Raw genomic sequence first — 20,118 nt, forward strand, 5'->3', positions numbered from 1 at the left:
ACATTAATTAGTTAAATTATTGATACTGTTCGCACCACTCATAACCGGCGAGAACACAAACGACAAGAATTTCTGCACTTCAGCCAAAGGTGCATTCGATACATACAATACATCTTTATTTTTCACGGGGAAACGCTGCATAGAAAATAAAGAATTGGCATCAGCCATATTCACCCGGTAAACCGTCGGAATCTCCGCCTCACTGCCATAGCCTTGTGCAATCCACTTATCCTGCCGCTCAGCCGGCAACTCCACCAACGGCGTATAACGAAACACGAACACGCCACGCGCATCAGAACGCCGGTCTTGCAAACCACCCATACGGCCTACCGCCTCAGCCAAAGACAAACCCTTAACCGAGAAATTAATTTGCTGCGTACGACCTACCGCCCCCATAGACGTAAAGCTATTAGGATTCGTAATCATCGTCACCACATCACCACGGCGCAGCAAAATATTCTGTCGCGGATTGGCAACTAAATCTTCCAAGGCAACAGTCCGCACCACATTGCCGCGTGTCAGCTGTACATTGGTATCCTGCACATTTGCCGTCGAGCCGCCCACAGCAGCCACCGCATCCAACACACGCTCACCGGCTGCCGTCAACGGCATACGCACACTATTCCCCGCACGGATAACCGACACATTCGCCGCATTGTTCTGCACCAAACGCACCATCACTTGCGGCTGGTTCGCCATTTTTTTCAGACGGCCTTTGATGATTTCCTGAACTTGTCCCGGTGTTTTACCGACCACCGAAATATCTCCAACAAACGGCACAGAAACCGTACCACGCGCCGTGACCAACTGCTCCGGCAGTTTGGTCTGCTGCGCACTGCCCGAACCCATCGACGAAATACCACCGCCAAACAAAACAGCCGGCGGTGCTTCCCAAATCATAATATCCAATACATCACCAACGTTCAGCGTACCGGCCGAAGCATAGCCGTCACCAAACTGAGTGAATGACTGACTCACCTGAGCCTTATACAACGATTGTGCCACCTCATGATTGACATCAATCAACTCCACTTCAGGAATTTGAGTTTCAGACTGTTGGCCTAACGAGATAACTTTTTTTGCACTTGGGCCTGATGAAGGAATACTGCTGCATGCCGTCACCATAACAAACAACAAACCACAAATGATGAAAGAAGATATTTGTTTTACTTCCATAATATAACCTAATCAACTAGAATTATGTTTTGGCTAATTATATGTTATCTACTTGGGTTTGTAATCCATTATTATAGATACAACAACAAACTATTAATTACCGGGACAACAAAAAAAAATGAAAAAAGTATTAACTTACGGCACATTCGATTTACTCCATCATGGTCATATTCGCCTTTTAGCGCGAGCAAAAGCTCTAGGCGATCACTTAACTGTCGCCATCTCTACTGATGAGTTCAATTTAGGTAAAGGCAAGGTGTGCGCTTATCCTTATACAGAGCGAGCCTTTATCGTCAATGCTATTCAATATGTCGATAAAGTCATCCCTGAAACATCTTGGGAACAAAAAATCAAAGATGTACAGGAAAACAATATTGATATTTTTGTCATGGGTGATGACTGGGCTGGAAAATTTGACTTTCTTAAAGATTACTGTGAAGTAGTATACCTACCTCGTACAGAAGGTATTTCTACCACGCAAACAAAAGAAGCTCTATCCGGCAAAATAGCTGATTCCGGCTTTTGAAATATGTCTTTATTCTACTCCTTAACTAATTATCTCCGGCAATATGCATTAATAAAAATCATATTGAATATTTTCCGACACACCAAAGGCATGCGCATACCGTGTAAGTGGTATTTATACCTTTATTTCATTCATAAAGATTTCAGCATACCTTTACATGGGAATATCCGTAAAAATGCCCAAAAACTGATTGCTCAAGGAATAAATGTTGGTGATTTATATTTGGCCCAAAGCTTATTTTTACAAAATAAGCTTGATAAAGCCGAACATCATGTACTCCGGTTTTGCCAAGCGTATCCATGCCATGCAGAAGGCCTGTACCTGCTGTCAGAAATTAAATATAGAAATAATCAAAAAGAGGAAGCTTTTGATTTATTAAAAAAATTTCTTCAACAGAGTCAACGTGGCAAAACATGGCAATATTTGTCTAACCTAGTAGAAACAAAAGCTGATTTTGATCGTTTTTACGAATTATTTGTGAATGCACATAATCATTACGGCAAAAAGCCCCTTTCTTATGATTTATCCTGTCATTTATCTACTGCTGCAACACGTGCCCAACAGACAACTTTTGTTTTAAATTTTTGGCGAAAACAATATTGTCTTCTTTGCCAAAATCCTCCTACCCAACCAGCAAAGCCTCCTACTTCTCGCCAATATAGTGATAAAAAAGCAGCACAGGCGCTCAGTGATTTGAAAAATTTTTTTGATCTTCACCAGATTGATTTCTTTCTTATCAGCGGAACTTTACTCGGCTGCATCCGTGAAGGTAAATTACTAGGACATGATAAAGACATTGACATAGGTATTTGGGAAACCCATTCAGTTAGCGGATTAGCTAATAAAATTTATAGCAGTGGCTGTTTTTATGTTTTACCTATTTATAGCCCTGATATTTTAGTTATTCGCCATGTGAACGGCATTACGATCGATATTTTCATCCATTACCGTGAAGAAAATGATTATTGGCACGCAGGCGGAAAAAGCAAATGGCATAACTCGCCTTTTGAGTTAACTAGCCGGCCATTTTTAAATGGCCATTATCTAATTCCCGCTGATTACGATCTATATCTTACTGAAAATTATGGAGATTGGCGCACACCGCAATTATCATTTGATAGTGCATTAGATACACCCAACATGGAAATCATCTCACAAGATGAATTTTTGATTTATTTGTATAAAAAAATTACCTTTTCCCTACATACAGGTAAAAGGCCGCCTGAACGCTATTTAAGCGTGTTGCGCGAATACGGCGAACATTTGGATTGAATATCTTATGAAATTTTTAAAAAACTCCTACTATCACATTACCGCACCGGCCGGCTATCGCAAAGGCTTGATATTTTACCGCAAAAAAAAATGGCAACAAGCTTTGGAAATTTTTCAAAGTGTTTACGATATTGAGCCTCAACACGCCCAAAATACCTTCAAACTAGGCTTATGCCACTTAAAACTTGGCAATCTCCACGAAGCACAATTTTACCTGAGTAAAGCGATTACTCTTGCGCCTTATAACCAACAATGGCAAATCCAACTGCAGCAATGTAATCGTCAACTTAATAGCAAAACACATCATGCTTCATCAGTTTTGGCAACTACCCAACCAATTACCGTACCTCGTATTAACCAAAGTGGTGAAACCCGTTCGTTAGGTATTACACTGAAGAAAAAACTACTGCTTATTCCGTCTGATTATAATTACCGTGTTATGGCGGATATTGACTCATTCATTGAATACTACAAAAACGATTTCAACATCTACATTATCATCCGCCATTTAAGCGAGGATATTGTTTACCGCAGCACACACACGTTGGTAAAAAACGGCTCATCATTCGGTGAGTTTTTGAAATTTACTGCTGATTATGTGATTGATGCCGGCACAATGAATTACGGCTACCGCATCACCGACACCAACACTTGGATTTCGGTGTGGCACGGTATTCCCTACAAGAAAATGTTTGCCGATTTGGATATCAAACATCTGGCAACAGCCATCCGCTACAACCTCGCCTATGACTGCATGATTTCCATGTCGGATTTTTATACCGATGTGTTCTTGCGCGGCGCCATGCGTTACGACGGGAAAATCTTACAATTGGGTTGTGCCAAAACCGACAAACTGTTCCGCCAAGAAGATAATCAAGACCGCCTGAAACGATTGCGTGAACGCATCAGCCTGCCCGAACACGCCAAAATCATTCTCTATGCGCCTGAATTCCGTAAGGCTGGCGAAATGGTATTGCCATTTGACGCCGCGCGCCTGTTGGCTACCTTTGGCAGCGATTATTATTATTGCCTGCTGGTTTTATTGGCTTCCCAAACCAATACCATCCCCGGCAATCCGCCGGCCGGCGTGTATTACACCGCCGATTTAAATAACAGCGACGCTTTGTTGCTTGCCGATATTCTCATCAGCGACTACAACCCGTTGATTTACACTTTCGACCAATACAACCGCCCGGTGGCCTTGTTCCATTACGATCATGAAATATTTGCAAAAGATCACGCACAACGTTATCAAGAATTGCAGATTCTGCACCGCCGCCCGTTTACCGCTGATAACGAAGATGCTTTGTGCGCGTTGGATTGGGCACAGCTCAAGCAATACAGCCTGGATTTCGCCTTACACGAAAACATCGGCTCAACATTCTTAAAAACATCGCTGGGCATTCCGCACAACAAAAAAATCATTTTCTATGCACCGACTTTCCGCAAGGCCGGTGTCATGGCGTTGCCGTTTAACCCGCAAACCCTGCTTGAAAGCCTGAATAATGAATACGTTATCATCACAAAACTGCACTATCTGAATCATCTGAACAAAAAATACGATGATGTAATCGACTGCACCGCCTATTCCGATATTGCCGACTTAATGAAAATTGCCGATATTCTGATCAGCGATTATTCATCATTGGTGCTGGACTTTGCCCTGCTTCATAAACCGATTGTTTTGTTTCAATATGATTATGAAGATTATATGAATCAGCGCGGCGTGTATTTTAACTTTAGTTACTATTTGCCTGCCAAACAAATCATCAAAAGCGAAGAGGCTCTGTATCAGCTTGATTGGCAAGGTTTAAGCGGCGATAACCACAAAATTACCGATACGTTCTATCCTTTGGAAGACGGGCAATCCACCCAACGCATTGTAGAAGCGTTGGCATTTGACCCGACGCACCGCCACAGCAAAGACATCATTTTCTTGGTAAACGAGTTAAACCAAATCGGCGGCGTGCATAGCTTTTTGCAAAACATGGCGAAACACTACAAACAAAAATACAACGCCCGTATTTTTGTTATCGCCATCCGCGAGTTTGCCGAAACCAACAGCGAATTCCATCAACTGCAAAGCCCCTACATTGATTTCAAATTATCGGCACAATATCTCAACGGGGCGTGCGCCAATATTTTGCAGAATACAGACGGCATTGTGATCTCTTTGCAATTTTCCGCCCATCTGCATTTCCAAAAATATCTGGAAAATGCAAAATCCGTATTGATGTTCCACGGCGACGTTAAAGACATTGTCTCCCGTGAAATGTACGGTCCGCACCTAGGCTGGCTCAATGAAGGCAAACTTTACAACTACCGCCGTCTGCTGTTGCTCACCCAATCGTCGGTGGATTTGCTGCGCCCGCATTTAGAGAAAGAAGTGCAAAACAAACTGGATTACATACACAACTCCATCGATGCGCAATACCGAGCGCTTGCTCCGCAAAATCCCTTGCACACCGCCGTTATCAGCCGGCTCGACGAAGACAAAAATATTTTCAGCATGATTGATTTGGGCAAAGAAATCATCAAACAAAATGCCGGTATCGTTATCAATATTTATGGCGATGGCGCATTAAAAGATGAGTTTCAGACGGCCTTAAAAAATAACGGCCTGCAAAATGTGCTCAAACTGCACGGTTTTGAAAGCAACAAAGAAAAAATCTTCAGCGATAACGATTCCCTGCTCTTGATGAGCAAATCGGAAGGCTTTCCGCTTGTGGTATTGGAAGCCTATGCACACGGCCGCCCCGTGATTGCCTTTGATTCGTTTACCGCCGCCAAAGAAATTATCAAACACGGCGAAACAGGTTTTCTTACGGCTTATGGCGATTATCCCGCCGTTGTGGATGCACTCAACCAAACCGATACTTTATCAGCAAGCGCAATTCAAGCTACGTTTGAATCTTTCTCTAACGCCAGCGTATTCACCCAGTGGGACAAATTGATCAGCCAGCTTGATACCGAAACAAACACATAAGGGAAAACAACATGAGCTTTCTTGATAAATTCTTAAGAAAAACCAAAAAAACCGGCAAATCGCCCACTATTTCCATACTCGTGCCTTGCTACAACTCGCGTACCACCCTACCGGCAACACTAAAGTCTATTCAAGCGTCGCAATACACCAATCTCGACGTAATGATTGTTGATGACGGCCACACCGTAACGGTGGAAGACATCGTAAAAGAATTCAACGACCCGCGCTTCCGTTATTTTTATAAAGATAACGAAGGCTTGGGGCTGACACGCAATTTCGGCATCCGCCATGCCAAAGGCGAATATATTTTCTTTTTGGATTCAGACGATCTGATCTGCCCCGACGCACTAGGAAAATTATTGGCCTATGCCGAAAAGCACCAGCTCGACTGTGTGTCGGGCGTAACCGTGCGCAAAGATTTTGAAAGCGGTATGGAAAGCGAATGGTTTCGCAGTTTGTATAAAGCCCCAAAAATCAGCACATTCGCCAACCGCCTTTCCCTGTTTGATGACACCTTGTCCACCAACAAGCTCTATAAAGTGCAAATGCTTAAAGACTTGGTTCTCTATTTTGAGCCCGGCTTATACGAAGACAAACTTTTCACCGCCAAGCTTTATTCCAAACTCGGCCGTATCGGCCTGATTGACACCCGCGTGTATGTCTGGCTGATTTACGGCAGCCAAACCACCATCACCACAACCAAATCCGTGAGTAATTTTCAAGGACGCATGGCTGCCATCAATAGCTTGTGGCAATATATTCCGGAACTACGCAAAGCCTATCAAATCGCATTTTATATGAACCATGATTTACTGATTTATCTGCGTGAATTTGTGTTTTATAACGAAGACGAAAAAGAAGAAATTTTTCAGACGGCCTTAGACTTTATTCAAAAGCACAAAAAATATATTTACACACGTTTGGTAACCAACAGCCTGATCCGGGCTTGTTTGGATGCATTAGTCGCAGGTAACAAAGAAAAATTTATGTATACCGCACAGATTTTGTCACAAACCTTTCAAGATGAACTGAAAATTAAACAACGGATTTAATGGCCGTCTGAAAAACAAGGCCTGCCAACCGACACAACCGTTTTACTCATTAAAAAATATTTAACTGAGGTTTTACTATGAATTTCCCAACCAAGCACATTCCGATCAATAAAATTGAGAAAATCTGGATAGCTAAAACTATTTTCTTTATCGAAGGACTTGCCTATTTACAAGGCTATGATGCTCCTGACTATCGCTATTTGCACAAACATATCAAATTCAGAAACTTACTCAATGACTGTGAAGCAGAATTTGAACTGGGAACAGTGCCCAAACGTGAATTGGCAAACCAACCTCACAATGGCAAAAATTACAACTATACGGCAGCCGGTACGGCAACCATAGGTTTTAAAGGCATCGATATCGGTTTCTTAAACGACGGCATTTATGAAATCCAAATTTCCGTTTCGCCCGATAAAAATGTCCGCAACTACACCGGTTTGGTAATGGCAAGCGTGAATTTGGACAAGCATACGGCGGATGATTTTTTCGAATGCCGCTTATTTGAAGAGAGCGGCAAAGTTTACCTTGCAAAAAAAGACATTTTCGGCAGCAATGCGCCGGCAAACAGCCATATCAGTATAGAAAACTCTTGGACCAAGGGTACGGTTTTTCATGTTGAAGGCGAGTTTATCGTTCCTGATGCACCATTAAGCAACTTTACACAAGGCAAGTATTATCTAATTGCCCAAAAACTAATCACCCAACGCCAATATGTGTTTGAGCTGGGACAAGTGCGCAAAAACAATCTCGGATTCAAAATCGGAAACCCGACAAGTGATTATAATGCCAGTTATTTTGCCACACTGGGGCTAAAAGGCATTGAAACCTACCAGTTCGAACTAGGAATTTATGACTTGTATGTCTCGCTGGCATACGGCAACAAAATCTTTACTGAAAAGTTGGATAAACAATTAAAGGTAGAAAACCGCAATGCTTGCATACTGATAAATACCGGGAAACCAATTCAATCAATGACAGAAGATTTCTCGAAAGACTCTAGAGAAATACAACGTTTGGCAGAACTTGCCAACCAGCAAAAGAATTGGGAAAAGGCCGCTGCATATTCCATTCAATTGCAAAAAATGAAGCCCGATATGTGGCAAGGATATTGGTGGGCGGGACAAGCTTATAAAAATCTAAAACAATATGATAAAGCAGAAGCACAATTTCAATTAATGACTGAAAAGCTGCCACATCTGCACCACGGCTTGGAAGGTATGGTTAATGTCGCCCAGCAACAAGGCCGTTGGGAAGAAGTAATTTCAAGGTCCTATAAATTCAGAGAGCGTTTTCCAGATTTATGGCACAGCTATTGGTGGGCTGGTCATGCTTATAAAAACCTGTCTCTCTACGAAGAAGCAAGAAATGAATTTAAAATGCTGCAAAAATTATCCCCAAAAAGCCATCGGGGATTGGAGGGATTGGTTAATGTCTATCAATACGAGCAGGATTGGAAATCAGCAGCCATATTTGCAGAAAAACTGTTTCAGGCATTCCCAAATTTGCCGGTATCTTATGCCTTACAAATTACCAGTTTAAAGGGAGATAATCAGATAGATAAAGCTATTCAGTATGGTCATGAATTTGCCGATAAATTCCCGGATCTTGAGCTGGCACATAGATATTTGGCAGTAACGATGTGTCAAAATTTTGATTTTGATACGGCTTATCCTTATTACGAAACCTACTGCAACAGATTTGGCAAGGATAAAAACAATGAGCATCATGTTATTTATTTAAAACAAAGCTTGGGCTTATACGAAGATGTTTTGGCCTATCATAAACAGAACCTGCCCAACCCAAGCAGCAACTCACCATATGCTTCATTGGCGCAATTGGCAAAAATCAGCCAATGCCTTAATAACTATGATGAAACAATTAAGTATTGGAATTTATATAGGGAAAAATGGATTAAATCCGAAAATACCGTAACAGCAGCATTAAGAAATAGCACAACCGACAATAAACCTTTGAATATCTTAATTCATGAAAAACTGTCGCAAAATCTGAACAAAGAAGCCAAAGATCTGTTTGTGTCCGGCCGCTCAAAACTGGCAGAGATTGATGCGCTCAGATTCTCTTCTTGGTTTGATTATTTAGATAAAAAACAATTTGATACGGAAAATAGCTCACCTATCGTAAAAGACACTATCCAGTCTTTATGGATTGGCAAGGACTTGGGCATCGTCCAGCAACTGTGTTTGGCATCTTACCTGTATCACGGCCACGAAGTGCATTTATATACTTACCAGGATTTGAAAAATATCCCCAAAGGCGTGATTGTTAAAGACGGCAATGAGATCTTGCCCGAAAAAGATATTTTCTATTCACACGGTTCACCCGCCCACTTCTCAGATTGGTTCAGATGGAAAATGATTGCCATGAAGAGCGGCTACTGGGTGGATATGGATGAAATCTGCTTAAAACCGTTTGATTTTACGAAAGAAGATTATGTATTCGGCTATGAAGGCCATGCTGTAGCCAATGCGGTATTGAAATTTCCCGCCCATCATCATTTGGTGGAGTTGATGGAGTTTATGAGCCAAAACCCTAATCAGATTTTACCTTGGGATACGGTGCAGGATATTGAACGAAAACAGAAACGCATTGAAAAAGGTTTGGGCCGCGAACATACGCTTTGGGGTGAATCAAGCGGCCCCACAGGTTTAACGAAAGCCTTGCTTTATTTCAACTTGGATAAGTTTGCCAAACCTTATTATTACTTTTATGGCTTAAACGCCATACAGACGAGAAGAATGCTTCTAGATCAAAACTTCGATGAGCGTAATTTATCCAATAATATGTATGCCATGCACGTTTGGAACAATACTTTTAGAAAAACCGATTTGTATCAGCAAGGTAAAAAAGTAAATAACTCCATATTGCAACATTTAACTGATAAATACCAAGATTTTATGTAGTTAAGCAGTTCAGACGGCATAACCTAAAATTGTAACAAGGAAAAACAATGACCATTCTCATCACAGGGGGCACCGGCTTTATCGGCTCGCACACTGCCGTTTCACTAATTGAAGCAGACTACGATGTCGTGATTCTCGATAATCTGTGCAACTCCAGTGCCAAGATTCTGCCGCGCTTAAAAGAAATTACCGGTAAAGATATCACTTTTTACCAAGGCGATATCCGCGACCGTGCCATGCTGCAAAAGATTTTTGCCGAACACAAAATTGAAACGGTGATGCATTTTGCCGGCTTAAAAGCAGTGGGTGAAAGCAATGTACTGCCGATGAAATATTACGATTACAACGTATCGGGCAGCCTGATTTTGGCCGAAGAAATGGCTAAGGCAGGCGTGTTCAGCATCGTGTTCAGCTCGTCGGCTACCGTTTACGGCGACCCGGCACGTACACCGATTACGGAAGATATGTCCGTCGGCGGTACCACCAATCCTTACGGCACGTCCAAATATATGGTCGAGCGGATTTTGGCCGACATTCAAAAATCGGATCCACGCTGGAGTGTGATTTTACTGCGTTATTTTAATCCGGCTGGTGCGCACAAAAGTGGTTTGATTGGTGAATACCCTAATGGTATTCCAAATAATCTGCTGCCTTATATCTGCCAAGTGGCTTCAGGCAAGCTGCCTTATTTGTCGGTATTCGGCGATGACTATCCTACACCCGACGGCACGGGCGTACGCGATTATATCCATGTGGTTGATTTGGCCGGTGGTCATTTGAAGGCCATGCAAGCTAAAGCAAAAGAATCAGGCGTACATATTTATAATTTGGGCACGGGCAACGGTTATTCTGTTTTGGATATGGTTAAGGCTTTTGAAGCAGCTTCCGGCTTGGATATTCCTTATCAAATCAACCCGCGCCGCGATGGTGATATTGCCGTTTGCTTTGCCGATCCTGCGTTTACTGAATCGCAAATCGGCTGGAAAGCGCAATTTGGTTTAACCCAAATGATGGAAGATTCATGGCGCTGGGTGAGTAATAATCCGAATGGCTATGATGATTAAGCCATTCCATTGAGAGACTGTCTGAAGTTTCAGACGGCCTTTGTTAATTTTTGATAAAATAAGATAATCAGTATATTATTACTTATCTATCACAATATTTTAATTGTCTCGATCATGAAAAAAATCCTTGTCACCGGCGGCGCCGGTTTTATCGGTTCGGCGGTTGTGCGCCATATTATCAACGACACGCAAGATGCAGTGGTGAATGTGGACAAACTCACTTATGCGGGTAATCTGGAATCGCTGGAACCTGTGTCCCATCATCCGTGCTATGCGTTTGAGCAAGTCGATATTTGCGACCGCGCGGCGCTGAACCGTGTATTTGCCGAACATCAGCCTGATGCGGTGATGCACTTGGCGGCAGAAAGCCATGTCGACCGCAGCATTGATGGTCCTGCGGCATTTATCGAAACCAATATTGTGGGCACTTATACGCTTTTGGAAGCAGCGCGCGCGTATTGGCAGAATATGCCGTCTGAAAAAAAAGCGGCTTTCCGTTTCCATCATATTTCGACTGATGAAGTGTATGGCGATTTGCACGGCACGGATGATTTGTTCACCGAAACCACGCCCTACGCCCCTTCCAGCCCTTATTCGGCTTCAAAAGCCTCCAGCGACCATTTGGTGCGCGCATGGCTGCGCACTTACGGTCTGCCAACCATCGTAACCAATTGTTCCAACAACTACGGCCCTTATCATTTCCCTGAAAAACTGATTCCGCTGATGATTCTGAATGCGCTTGATGGCAAACCGCTGCCGGTGTATGGCGACGGTATGCAGATTCGCGATTGGCTCTATGTCGAAGATCATGCGCGTGCGCTGTATCAAGTGGTCACAGAAGGTGAAATCGGCGAAACGTACAATATCGGGGGGCACAATGAAAAAGCCAATATCGAAGTGGTGCGCACCATTTGCACCCTGTTGGAAGAATTGGTGCCGAACAAACCGCAAGGTGTAGCGCGTTATGAAGATTTGATTACTTATGTGAAAGACCGCCCCGGCCATGATGTGCGCTATGCGATTGATGCCGCCAAAATCGGCCGTGAGTTGGGTTGGCAGCCGAAGGAAACTTTTGAAAGCGGCATTCGCAAAACAGTGGAATGGTATTTAAACAATAAAACTTGGTGGTCGCACGTGTTAGACGGCAGCTACAACCGTGAACGCTTAGGCAATTAAATAGAAACCTTTGCAAACCCTCCATCTTTGGCGCATTTCTCCGTTAGGTGCTGCCCGAAATCTTGCCTGTCTTGATGATAGGTCTGCGCTTTCTGTGCTGTTCTAACTTCGAACCGTACTCAAATCCGGGGCTTTGCAAAGGCCTTAAATAAAAAAACACGTTCAGACGGCATTAAGGCCGTCTGAACACAAACTACATAAGGAAAGCAGGCTGATGAAAGGCATTATTCTTGCAGGCGGCAGCGGTACCCGCCTTTACCCGATTACCCGCGGCGTATCGAAGCAATTGCTGCCGGTATATAACAAACCGATGATTTATTACCCCTTGTCGGTGTTGATGTTGGCCGGAATCCGTGATGTGTTGGTCATTACCACACCGGAAGACAACGATGCTTTCCGCCGTCTGCTCGGTGACGGCAGCGATTTCGGTATTCAAATTTCCTACGCCATCCAACCCAGCCCCGACGGTTTGGCACAGGCATTTTTAATTGGTGAAAAATTCATCGGCGGTGATTCGGTATGCTTGGTATTGGGCGACAATATCTTCTACGGCCAGCATTTCAGCCAATCGCTCAAGGAAGCTGCGGAATTTGTCAAAACCAAAGGCGCTGCCGTGTTCGGCTACCAAGTAAAAGATCCTGAACGTTTCGGTGTGGTTGAGTTTGACGATAATTTCAAAGCCCTGTCAATTGAAGAAAAACCCAAACAACCTAAATCTGATTGGGCGGTCACCGGCCTCTATTTCTACGATAACCGCGTGGTGGAGTTTGCCAAGCAAGTAAGGCCGTCTGAACGCGGCGAATTGGAAATCACCACCTTAAATCAAATGTATTTGGACGACGGCTCTCTCAATGTCCAACTGCTCGGCCGCGGTTTCGCTTGGCTTGACACCGGCACACACGCCAGTCTGCTGGAAGCGGCTGCATTTGTAGAAACCATTGAAAACATTCAGAACTTACAAGTAGCGTGTTTGGAAGAAATTGCTTGGCGTAATGGCTGGTTAAGCAGTGAAGAAGTCAGAACCTTAGCGATGCCAATGTGTAAAAACGAATATGGCCAATATTTATTGCGCTTGGTTGGCAAAGATTAACAAGCCGAGACCTTTGTAAAACTCATGAACAACCAATAAAAACCCTAAAGGCCGTCATTCCCGCGCAGGCGGGAATCCATTGAGACATCTAAGAAACCTATTTTTTCAACAGCTGGCTATGCTGAAAAATGGATTCCCGCCTGCGCGGGAATGACGTCGGTTTTGTATGTGCTGGCTTTGAAGGAGTTTTCAAAGGTCTCAAGCTGTTTTACCAATTTTGAGGCCGTCTGAAACGCTTTTTTAGTTTTTAGGAAAATATGATGAATATCATCGACACCCGTATCCCCGATGTCAAACTGCTCGAACCCAAAGTTTTTGGTGACGAGCGCGGTTTTTTTATGGAAACCTTCCGCGATGAATGGTTCCGCCAAAATGTGGCCGACCGCACTTTTGTGCAGGAAAACCACAGTAAATCCACCCAAGGCGTGTTACGCGGTTTACACTATCAAACCGAAAACACCCAAGGCAAACTGGTGCGTGTGGTATCGGGTGAAGTCTTTGATGTCGCCGTGGATATGCGCCGCAACAGCCCTACGTTCGGCCACTGGGCCGGCGAGATTTTATCGGCAGACAACAAACGCCAATTATGGGTGCCGGAAGGTTTTGCCCACGGCTTTTATGTGTTGAGCGATGAGGCGGAATTTGTCTATAAATGCACCGATTATTACAACCCGAATGCAGAACATTCTTTGATTTGGAATGATGCTACTGTCGGAATCGATTGGCCCTTATTGGGTGCACCAAGTTTATCGGCCAAGGATTTGGCGGGTAAGGTACTCGCCGAAGCGGTAACGTTCTAAGCAATAACACCATGAATCAAGGCGGGGATGCACCCGCCTTTGTTTTTTCGGTAGAATAGTGTTCCAACGGTTTTATGCTGATCAGGCCGTCTGAAACCTTTTCATCTCCCCAAGAAAAAATCCATATGGCAAAAAACGCTTACATCCCATCCTGCGGCATCCGTAAGATTCCCAATCTTACGGATTTTCTGCCTGAGTACACCATTCAAAAAAGAAGCCAACATACGGAAACGGTTATCGGTTGGGGCCTACGCCCGACCACCCATAAAACACGTGCTTTTGCACAATCACACGGCTTACTGTTTGTGGCATTGGAAGACGGCTTTTTGCGCTCACTGGGCTTAGGCGTGGCCGGTTATCCGCCGTTTTCTCTGGTGTACGACGATATCGGCATTTATTACGACACAACCAGCCCTTCACGTTTGGAACAGTTGATTTTGGCCGCAGATACGCCGTCTGAAATGCTTGCCCAAGCGCAGCAGGCTATCGATTTGATTTTGGCGCACCGTTTGTCTAAATACAACCATGCACCGGATTTTTCAGACGGCCTTGTGCAGGCGGACAAAAATATTGTTTTGGTGATTGATCAAACCTTCGGCGATATGGCGGTTCGATATGGCGGGGCAGATAAAGCGACGTTCCATCAAATGTTTCAGACGGCCTTAGTGGAAAATCCCGATGCGGAAATTTGGGTCAAAACCCACCCCGATGTATTGACCGGTAAGAAACAGGGTTACCTTACTGATTTGGCACAGCAGCCGCGTGTGCGCCTGTTGGCCGAAGACATCAATCCGATTTCGCTGCTGCAAAAGGTAGACAAAGTGTATTGTGTGACCTCGCAAATGGGCTTTGAAGCCCTATTGTGCGGCCAGCCTTTGGTGACCTTCGGTTTGCCGTGGTATGCCGGCTGGGGTGTAAGTGACGACCGTCATCCCGATATTGCCAAACTGGCGGAACAAAAACGCCGTGCGCCACGCTCGCTGTTGCAGCTGTTTGCCGCAGCTTACCTGCAATACAGCCGCTACCTTAATCCGAATACAGGCAAGGCCGGTACGCTGTTTGATGTGATTGATTATCTGGCCGCTGCCCGCCGCTTGAATGAAAAGCTGCGGGGCGAATTGTATTGTGTGGGAATGTCGTTATGGAAACAGGCAGTGATGAAGCCTTTTTTCAATGTGCCTTCATGCCGTCTGAAATTTGTGAAATCGGTCAAAAAACTGGAAAACATCGATTTTTCCGCCGATGCGCGTCTGCTGGCTTGGGGCAACGGCAGGCAGGCGATTATTGATTTTGCCCAAAGTCGAGGTTTGCCCTTGCTGCGGATGGAAGACGGTTTTATCCGCTCGGTAGGTTTGGGATCGAACTTGGTGCCGGCATTGTCTTTGGTTACCGACGATATGGGGATTTATTTCAATGCCGAAACACCGTCACGCTTGGAATATATCTTGCAAAACCAAGCTTTCAGCGAACAGGATTTTCAGACGGCCTCCATGCTGCAACATACCCTGACTGAACACCACATCAGCAAATACAATGTCGGCAATCAGGTGTTTACCCCACCGGACACCTGCCAAACCGTGATTCTCGTACCGGGGCAGGTGGAAGATGATGCGTCTGTCCGGCATGGTTCGCCCGAAATTTACCGTAATCTGGATTTGCTCCGTACCGTGCGCGAACGCCATCCCGACGCTTATATCATTTACAAGCCGCATCCCGACGTAGTCAGTGGCAACCGCAAAGGCCACATCAGTGCGGAAGATATGGCACGCTATGCCGATCAAACCGCACCCGAAGCCGATATTCTCACCTGCCTGCAATACGCCGCTGAAGTACACACCATGACCTCGCTGACCGGATTTGAAGCTTTGTTGCGCGGCAAAAAAGTAGTGTGCTACGGGCTGCCGTTTTACGCAGGCTGGGGCTTAACCGAAGACCGCTTAACCCTCCCGCGCCGCACACGCTGTCTGAAACTCTGGGAGCTAATCGCCGGCACCTTAATCTACTATCCCGGCTATGTCCACCCGGACACACGCCGCATGATTGATGCCGCCACCGCCATCGAAGTGCTGAAAACACAAAAATCTTTGCAAAAAAACAACACCAGACTACATAAAAGTTGGTTAAGCAAGCAAATCGGTAAAATCAAACAATTATACCGTTCTCTATCGGGATAATTAACTTACCGCCCATTGTTTTATTCTTTAGTCATAATATTCAATGCCTTCAAACTTTACCTAACACTCAAACCATCGTATTCTTAGATAAACGGCTTGCTTTGATGTCAAACGGCAAGTTACTTACATAATCAATAATAATATTACGACCGATTTGATACATTACGACAATGAACTGTTTTCTTAAAAGCCATCTTCATGAATTGGTAGAGACTGCCGATCGCATTTTGCTGTTACAAGGCCCTGTCGGGGCTTTTTTTCAGCGCTTGTCCTCATGGCTGACCTCTACCCACGGAAAAACCGTTCACAAATTCAACTTTAATGCCGGCGATGAGTATTTCTATCCTGAAAGCATCGCCCATACTTCCCCCTATCTGGGCACTTACGACGACTTTCCAACCCACCTCCAACACTACATTACACTACACGACATTCAAGCTGTGGTCTGCTTTGGCGATACGCGCCCTTACCATTTTTTAGCGCGTCAAATTTGTAATCAAAACAATGTGACATTTTGGGTATTTGAAGAAGGCTATTTCCGCCCTTTTTTCATCACCTTAGAAAAATCAGGGGTCAATGCATACTCCCCACTTCCACGCACGGCGGAATTTTTTAACGCCCGATTTCCTATGCTGGAGAAACAGGAATATCACGACCCGAAACCTGTGCCCGGCGGCTTCATGCCTATGGCGAAAAATGCCACGCGTTATTACATTCGAGCCAATCTCAATCGCAAAAAATACCCGAATTATATCCATCACCGTGCCCCCAATCTCGGCCACTATTTGAATCTTTGGTCTATCTCCATTTTCAAACGACTGAATTACTGGATTGAAGATGCCAACTTTGCCAAACAAATCGAAGCAGGGAAATTCGGTAAGTTTTTTGTCGTTCCACTGCAAGTATTCAACGACAGCCAAGTGCGCATCCACTGCGATTTCTCCACAGTACGCAGCTTCTTATTGCATGTATTAACCTCATTTGCCAACCATGCGCCTGATGATGTAAACCTCATCATCAAGCATCACCCGATGGATCGCGGTTTTATCGACTACGCCCTCGACATCAAGCACTTTGTGAAAAAACACCCCAAGCTCAAAGGCCGCATTACCTATGTGCATGATGTTCCTTTACCGGTTTTCCTGCGCCACGGTATCGGCATGGTGACCATCAACAGTACCAGCGGCTTATCGGCTTTGATTCACAATATGCCTGTCAAAGTGTTGGGGCGGGCGCATTACGATATTCCCGGCATGACCTGTCAAGGCAAGCTGGCCGATTTTTGGAACAATCCTACGCCGCCGGATAGCCGGCTATTCCATGCCTACCGCATGTACCACATCAACGTTACCCAAATCAACGGCAGCTTTTACAGCCAAGTGAATTTTCCCGACATTCAATCCGAAGGCTGACGATTACTCAAAGGCTGTCTGAAAATAAATTTATTTTCAGACAGCCTTTTATCCTTAAATCCTGACATTCATGCCACGGTGATGAACAAAACTTTACCAAAAACAGTATAATGTCCTACTCTTAACGCATAATTCCATCCATCATGAGCGCCGCCACCCCAGAAACCCTTTATCAGCAAGCCTGTGCGTTGTTGGCCAAAAGCCCGGACAGCATACAAGGTTTGACATTGCTGCGCCAAGCGGCGGAACAAGGGCATGCGGATGCGGCGTTTGAAATCAGTCTGATCATGATGGAAGCGCCCCAGCCGGATTATCCGGGGATTCTCTCATGGCTCGACATTGCTGCCGAACAAAAACATCCTTACGCCACCTACAATCTGCTGCGCATCCGAGAAAGCATGGGCGCCTCGTTTGACCGCCACATTCAGCAATATGCGTGGTTGGCCGAAAGCGGCCTGCTTGCTGCACAACTGAGCCTGCTCGAATATTATGCCGACCGCCATGAGACACAAGCCGTGTATTGGGCGCAGCAGGTAGCGGAACAAGGCCACCCGTTCGGCCAATATTTTTTAGCGTTGCACCATCATTTTTCTGCCGAACCTGATTTGGCCCAAGCGCGCGAACTGTACCATCAGGCAGCCGAACAAGGCCTGCACGTTGCCCATTGGCAACTGGGTAAAATCTACCGCTACGGCCTCGGCACAAACATCGACAACGCCCTGGCCGCCCACCATCTGCGCTTTGCTGCTGACAACGGCTTTATCGCCGCGCAAACCCTGTTGGCCGATGTTCTAGCCGAACAAAACCATGCCGATGCCTTGAAATGGTATCAAACCGCCGCCGATAACGGCGACCAACAAGCGCGCACCGCCTTGGCACGCCATTATCTGACCGGCCAACTGACCGAGCGCGACCCCTTGCAAGCGGCCAAACACGCCAAAATCGCAGCCGCGCATCACCACCCCGAAGCGCTACAATTGATGGGCGATATTTACCGCTACGGCTTGGGCATCAAAGCCGATGCACGAACCGCCGAGCATTATTACCGCGAAGCTGCTGAACACGGCAGCTTGAGTGCCTATCAAAAGCTGTTGAGCGATGCCGCACTACACCACCCCGAGCAATACGGCCGCATCAAAACCGCCGCCTTGCAACACCAAGAAGCCGAGCAAGCTCATCAAACCGCACTCGCCCACCACCAAGGCCGCCGCAATCAGGCCGTGAATTATGTAGAAGCGCGCAAACTGTATGTGCAAGCCGCCTCACAAGGCCATGCCGCTGCTGCATTTGGTCTAGGCCTTATTTATTACCACGGCCAAGGCGTCAAAGCCGACAACCGCCAAGCCGCCTATTGGTTTGAACAAGCGGCCGAGCAAGGCCATGCCGAAGCGCAATACCATCTTGCCCGCCTGTATTACTACGGCCAAGGCGTGGTCGCCAACCTGCCCATCGCCTGCACTTGGCTGCAAGCCGCCATCGAGAACGGCTATGAAAACCCGCAGGTCTTTCAGTATTTGCTCGACAAATGGCAGCGCGAAGCAGGTTTGACATCTTCAAAATAAAACAGGCCGTCTGAAAAAATTATCTTTCAGACGGCCTGTTTTATTGAAACCCTATGTTTACTTAATGCACACAGTAATGCTGGTTAAGCCTTCGACTTTCGCCCGGATGGTATCGCCTTTCACGACCGCGCCCACACCTTCGGGGGTACCGGTGAAAATCAAATCGCCCGGCTGTAAGGCAAACAATTCGGATAATTTGGCAATCGTTTCCGCCACGCTCCATGTCAAGTGATTGATGTTGCTGCTTTGCTTGATTTCACCGTTGACACTCAATTCAATCGCTGCGTCGGAAAGTACACCGGTTTCGCTGATGCGGTGCAATTCCCCGATGGGCGCTGAAAAATCAAATGCTTTACCAATTTCCCACGGGCGGCCGGTTTCACGCATTTGCGCCTGCAAATCGCGGCGGGTCATGTCCAGGCCGACGGCGTAACCAAAAATATGTGCTTGGGCATCTTCCACACGGATATTCCGGCCACCCCTGCCGATGGCCGCCACCAATTCCACTTCATAATGATAGTTTGACGTTAAGCCCGGATACGGCAAATCGACGATTTCATTAGCCGCTACCGGCACGATTGATTGGCAGTCGTTTGGTTTGCAAAAGAAAAACGGCGGTTCGCGGTCAGGATCGGAACCCATCTCACGCGCATGTTCGGCATAATTGCGGCCGACGCAATACACGCGGCGCACGGAATATTTGTCGCTGCTGCCGGCTACCGGCAAAGCAGCCGTCTTAACCGGCTCGAAAACGTATGACATAATTTCTCCTTTGTTTTTCATCAAGACAATTTGGCCGACAGTTTAGCAGATTCGTCTGAGCCGATGTGCGTTTTCGCTTAAACGTTGCGTTCATCAGGCCGTCTGAAGCTTGACCGTCGTCAGCTTACAAACGGTTTCAGAC

At 45.6% G+C, this 20,118-nt stretch carries 14 protein-coding genes; 12 read left to right on the forward strand and 2 right to left on the reverse strand.

Translation table 11 applies throughout. The features are described from left to right. Positions 1–3: 3 nt before the first annotated feature. Complete coding sequence (locus ACFPVS_RS06045) at positions 4–1,176, reverse strand: polysaccharide biosynthesis/export family protein (RefSeq protein WP_123804030.1); 1,173 nt, start codon at positions 1,174–1,176, stop codon at positions 4–6. A gap of 118 nt (positions 1,177–1,294) precedes the next feature. Here ACFPVS_RS06045 and tagD point away from each other — a divergent pair, with 118 nt between their 5' ends. The 12 genes from tagD to ACFPVS_RS06105 all read left to right on the forward strand — a co-directional run bounded on the left by tagD (position 1,295) and on the right by ACFPVS_RS06105 (position 19,214). After that, entirely contained in the window at positions 1,295–1,702 is a 408-nt protein-coding gene (gene tagD / locus ACFPVS_RS06050) for a glycerol-3-phosphate cytidylyltransferase (protein WP_096296059.1), read from the forward strand. Between the two features lie 3 nt (positions 1,703–1,705). Further along, the gene (locus tag ACFPVS_RS06055) at positions 1,706–2,974 is read left to right on the forward strand and encodes a tetratricopeptide repeat protein (RefSeq protein WP_378595490.1); all 1,269 of its coding nucleotides are present in this window, start codon (positions 1,706–1,708) and stop codon (positions 2,972–2,974) included. Positions 2,975–2,981: 7 nt separating this feature from the next. Further along, complete coding sequence (locus tag ACFPVS_RS06060; protein ID WP_378595491.1) at positions 2,982–5,960, forward strand: CDP-glycerol glycerophosphotransferase family protein; 2,979 nt, start codon at positions 2,982–2,984, stop codon at positions 5,958–5,960. 11 nt (positions 5,961–5,971) lie between these two features. Beyond that, entirely contained in the window at positions 5,972–7,012 is a 1,041-nt protein-coding gene (locus ACFPVS_RS06065) for a glycosyltransferase family 2 protein (protein ID WP_123804032.1), read from the forward strand. A gap of 77 nt (positions 7,013–7,089) precedes the next feature. Then, a complete protein-coding gene (locus ACFPVS_RS06070; RefSeq protein WP_123804033.1) occupies positions 7,090–9,936 on the forward strand; it encodes a tetratricopeptide repeat protein in 2,847 nt (948 codons plus the stop codon). A gap of 47 nt (positions 9,937–9,983) precedes the next feature. After that, positions 9,984–11,000 carry a UDP-glucose 4-epimerase GalE gene (galE, locus tag ACFPVS_RS06075; RefSeq protein ID WP_096294557.1) on the forward strand — a complete coding sequence of 339 codons (1,017 nt, stop codon included), beginning with the start codon at positions 9,984–9,986 and terminating at the stop codon, positions 10,998–11,000. Between the two features lie 114 nt (positions 11,001–11,114). Next, a complete protein-coding gene (gene rffG / locus ACFPVS_RS06080; RefSeq protein WP_378595492.1) occupies positions 11,115–12,176 on the forward strand; it encodes a dTDP-glucose 4,6-dehydratase in 1,062 nt (353 codons plus the stop codon). A 214-nt stretch (positions 12,177–12,390) separates the two neighbouring features. Next, positions 12,391–13,266, forward strand: coding sequence for a glucose-1-phosphate thymidylyltransferase RfbA (gene rfbA / locus ACFPVS_RS06085; protein ID WP_123804036.1), 876 nt, complete (start codon positions 12,391–12,393; stop codon positions 13,264–13,266). A gap of 260 nt (positions 13,267–13,526) precedes the next feature. Then, a complete protein-coding gene (rfbC, locus tag ACFPVS_RS06090) occupies positions 13,527–14,066 on the forward strand; it encodes a dTDP-4-dehydrorhamnose 3,5-epimerase (RefSeq protein ID WP_096294556.1) in 540 nt (179 codons plus the stop codon). Positions 14,067–14,191: 125 nt separating this feature from the next. Next, the gene (locus ACFPVS_RS06095; RefSeq protein WP_378595493.1) at positions 14,192–16,240 is read left to right on the forward strand and encodes a capsular polysaccharide biosynthesis protein; all 2,049 of its coding nucleotides are present in this window, start codon (positions 14,192–14,194) and stop codon (positions 16,238–16,240) included. Between the two features lie 170 nt (positions 16,241–16,410). Then, on the forward strand, positions 16,411–17,652 hold the full coding sequence (locus tag ACFPVS_RS06100; protein ID WP_378595494.1) for a capsule biosynthesis protein: 1,242 nt from the start codon (positions 16,411–16,413) through the stop codon (positions 17,650–17,652). A gap of 143 nt (positions 17,653–17,795) precedes the next feature. Then, positions 17,796–19,214, forward strand: coding sequence for a tetratricopeptide repeat protein (locus tag ACFPVS_RS06105; RefSeq protein WP_378595495.1), 1,419 nt, complete (start codon positions 17,796–17,798; stop codon positions 19,212–19,214). Between the two features lie 57 nt (positions 19,215–19,271). On the opposite strand, the gene ACFPVS_RS06110 is transcribed toward ACFPVS_RS06105, so the two are convergent. Further along, entirely contained in the window at positions 19,272–19,976 is a 705-nt protein-coding gene (locus ACFPVS_RS06110) for a fumarylacetoacetate hydrolase family protein (RefSeq protein ID WP_096294554.1), read from the reverse strand. Positions 19,977–20,118: the final 142 nt, after the last annotated feature.

The sequence above is a fragment of the Neisseria weixii genome (assembly GCF_042658245.1).
Classification (GTDB): Bacteria; Pseudomonadota; Gammaproteobacteria; order Burkholderiales; family Neisseriaceae; genus Neisseria; species Neisseria weixii.

Excerpts from the sequence above, each read along its gene's own strand:
- ACFPVS_RS06045 (WP_123804030.1), bottom strand. The coding sequence starts at position 1,176 with ATGGAAGTAAAACAAATATCTTCTTTCATCATTTGTGGTTTGTTGTTT.
- tagD (WP_096296059.1), top strand. The coding sequence starts at position 1,295 with ATGAAAAAAGTATTAACTTACGGCACATTCGATTTACTCCATCATGGT.
- ACFPVS_RS06055 (WP_378595490.1), top strand. The coding sequence starts at position 1,706 with ATGTCTTTATTCTACTCCTTAACTAATTATCTCCGGCAATATGCATTA.
- ACFPVS_RS06060 (WP_378595491.1), top strand. The coding sequence starts at position 2,982 with ATGAAATTTTTAAAAAACTCCTACTATCACATTACCGCACCGGCCGGC.
- ACFPVS_RS06065 (WP_123804032.1), top strand. The coding sequence starts at position 5,972 with ATGAGCTTTCTTGATAAATTCTTAAGAAAAACCAAAAAAACCGGCAAA.
- ACFPVS_RS06070 (WP_123804033.1), top strand. The coding sequence starts at position 7,090 with ATGAATTTCCCAACCAAGCACATTCCGATCAATAAAATTGAGAAAATC.
- galE (WP_096294557.1), top strand. The coding sequence starts at position 9,984 with ATGACCATTCTCATCACAGGGGGCACCGGCTTTATCGGCTCGCACACT.
- rffG (WP_378595492.1), top strand. The coding sequence starts at position 11,115 with ATGAAAAAAATCCTTGTCACCGGCGGCGCCGGTTTTATCGGTTCGGCG.
- rfbA (WP_123804036.1), top strand. The coding sequence starts at position 12,391 with ATGAAAGGCATTATTCTTGCAGGCGGCAGCGGTACCCGCCTTTACCCG.
- rfbC (WP_096294556.1), top strand. The coding sequence starts at position 13,527 with ATGAATATCATCGACACCCGTATCCCCGATGTCAAACTGCTCGAACCC.
- ACFPVS_RS06095 (WP_378595493.1), top strand. The coding sequence starts at position 14,192 with ATGGCAAAAAACGCTTACATCCCATCCTGCGGCATCCGTAAGATTCCC.
- ACFPVS_RS06100 (WP_378595494.1), top strand. The coding sequence starts at position 16,411 with ATGAACTGTTTTCTTAAAAGCCATCTTCATGAATTGGTAGAGACTGCC.
- ACFPVS_RS06105 (WP_378595495.1), top strand. The coding sequence starts at position 17,796 with ATGAGCGCCGCCACCCCAGAAACCCTTTATCAGCAAGCCTGTGCGTTG.
- ACFPVS_RS06110 (WP_096294554.1), bottom strand. The coding sequence starts at position 19,976 with ATGTCATACGTTTTCGAGCCGGTTAAGACGGCTGCTTTGCCGGTAGCC.